At 45.8% G+C, this 2827-nt stretch carries 2 protein-coding genes; both read right to left on the bottom strand.

Annotation, left to right across the window (positions count from 1 at the left end; translation table 11 throughout):
* A partial coding sequence (locus AC1DUA_RS32435) for a polysaccharide lyase family protein (protein ID WP_477503656.1) occupies positions 1 to 2010 on the bottom strand: 2010 nt, incomplete at its 3' end.
* 236 nt (positions 2011 to 2246) lie between these two features.
* A complete protein-coding gene (locus AC1DUA_RS32430) occupies positions 2247 to 2393 on the bottom strand; it encodes a hypothetical protein (RefSeq protein ID WP_477503655.1) in 147 nt (48 codons plus the stop codon).
* Between the last annotated feature and the right edge of the window lie 434 nt (positions 2394 to 2827).

The raw sequence follows: 2827 nt of genomic DNA, 5'->3' as shown, positions 1-2827 counted from the left end.
GTTGTGGAGCGCAGTAACAGCGGAAGCTGTAATATCGCCCGCTCCCATCCCGCTATTAACAAGTTGCTTAAGCGATTCAATATTGCCCTGTTCGTCTGTGGTCAACACTATGGTATCGTACATAACCGAACCGCGGTAKAATGGCGGCGGATTCGTGTCAATAATAAGGTCTCTCGACTTATTCGTAATGGTTATCGTGTTTGTGCCATTTGTCAGCAATCTCGCGTCAAATATGATATCCTCGCTGAGGTAGCGTCCGCTGCGATTTGCGCTGCGATAGATGGTCTGGTCGTTTTTGCCTACATAATTCAGCACTTTAACAACGGTTCCGTTGACCTTGATCTCCAGTATGGGCTGATTGGACACCGCAGCAAAGGCGATACGCAGGTGTGCGTCACCGGTATATGCTTTAGTTGAATTAAAATCAATCTTCCAGGCACCGGTTTCGGCCCATGGACCGGTGCCAGGCCATGCTCCAAAAGCGTTTGCAGTTGATGTCCATATATTGGGGCTGGAGCCGACGGTTTCTGTTTTTACCTGAGCGTAATACCAGTCTTTTGTAACGCTGGTGTTCACGTTATAGGTTAAGTTCGCTGGGGCGTCGCGCATAAGAGAGTAGTTTCTCTTTTCGTCGCTGCCTCCGAAGCCAACCGTGGAATGACTGGCCTTGCCGATTTGGAACAGATAGTTGTTGTCTATGGTAGGAGACCAGGTTAAGGTTCCCAGTTCTTTTTTTGTACCTCCATCCGAAGCTCTAATATTTACGCCTTCATACTCAAGCTGCCCTATTATGGAACCGTGCTGTGGGAACACATACAATGTGTAGTCCCCCGGTCGAACGTTAGGAATACTGAAATTACCGTTCGCGTCGGCGTAAGCATAGAAGTAATATCCATTGACCTGGCGAATTACTTCTACGCCTGGCTCGGAAAGTATCACCATGGCGCCTCCCAAGTCCCTGCCGTCGGAAGTTTCGAGCTTACCTGTAACGGCTGCTCTCTCGTCCGCCTTAGGATACAGTCCCGGAGTATTAGCAGTATCTGTTACGAAATTATAAGGCCACTTCGCTTTTTCCTCAGCCGCTTGCCTCTTGGCGTCGGCTATAAGGTCGCCACCGTCGACGGATGCAGCATCATTAAAATAAATCAGCCATGGGCCGTGAATCTTCTGCCAGCCATTAGGCGGGTCCATATTAGCGCCTCCCATGTGGCCGCCTGTAAAGTAATTAAGGATCAATGCATCATCACCGTGTACCAGCAATTCCTGTTTTAACGGCCCGCCAGAGAAGTACTCAGAGCTGGCGTTAATCATCCAGGCACCGTAATTGTTGCCATAATGGCCTACAAGAGGATTCTCAGCGTGATAACCCACAAAGTCGTATTTGGAGAAAATAGTATCTGAATTAGGATCCTTCCATGTGGTATCCTGAACCACCGGCTTCCAGATCGGTATGGTTTGGTTCATTTCGCTATTATAGCCATTAGGAAGGAGATTGTGGCTAAAACCATACAACGTGCGCACTTCCGCCGCTCCGCCTCTTTGTTCCGGCGTTGACAGGATTACATAGTCATATAGACCGTTGACACCCCTGCGCATGACAAAATGACGCTCCGCTTTGAACCTCTGGGTGGCTGCAGTATATGCATATGTCAAAGATATGTGTACCTCATCCGTAGTATCGAGTACAGCTGTCACTTTTGTTACGGTAAAACTGTCAATGTTATTGGTAATCGTGAACGGATAACTAGGTGCCGATAATGATGCGCTGCCGTTGATTGTAACATTACTTATTTGTCCGTTAGTCGTCGATATATCCATTGATAATGTGCCGTTGCTCAGCCTCCATGTGTTGGCAATGCCGGGACTTTTATTCAGCACAACATCATTACTCAACACAGTCGCAACCGTTTCCTCAGCCTCTCCATCTGCCGCCAATGCAGAAAACTGGAAGAGAGCGAATGAAATAACAAGCGCCAATAATATTGCGAAAGACAGCTTCAACTTAACCATATTTTCTATCCTCCTAAAATTTTAATATACTGCCAGATCTCTCAGCTCAGCGATATTAGCGTTTACAGACTCATTAAAACGGACGGCGATACTCCACGTCCTTCATGGAATTTATTGTGTCATTCGCTGTGAGCCGCTACTGTCTTGCCGTGTAGAAAGCAAATGTACTTATATTGAATCCCGCGAGTTTATTTAGTTGGCGTGGAACTCCGTAGTGTAAACGCTTCCAATTTATGCTAATATTCAAGAATCCGGTTCCGCTTCTCCATTAAGCGATAATGTGCCGATTGCGCCTCCATGGCGTGGGATTGCTTCGCGCCTACCACAGAAAAGCCAGAAACGCGACGTTCGAAGCCATCCCGGTCATGGCCTCCATTTTCCAAAGCTTCCTTCTCCTCCTCCTTTGGTTCAAACATCTAACTAATGGATTATACATCTACACTTAACGATACGTTATGTATCGAAGTATAGCTAGTTTAAAAATCATAGCTTTTTGTTCAAAAATCAGAGGTATCCGCTAGAAAGGGCTGATAACTCTGCCCCTCTTCCTATTAGACTGAGCAAAAAATTAAAACAGCGAGAGCCGTGGACTAGTAAGTCCTTGACTGTCGCTGTTCCGATTCACCCCATTATTCTTTTCACATTACTGGTAACTACCGATAACGCATTAGATAGTGTAATTCATATGTTGCAATTAGCAAGTGCTTGGTCAATTCTTGCTTTATCGTATTTTAAATATTGCCTTTATCAAACTCCCATACTTAATGTCACTTCCGCAACACTTTAAAATGAACCGATTTGTTTCAAAATCATCTAT

The organism is Paenibacillus sp. 01T422, from assembly GCF_056398785.1.
Note: the sequence above shows the minus strand (reverse complement) of the source record. Positions and strands in the feature narration are given on the sequence as shown.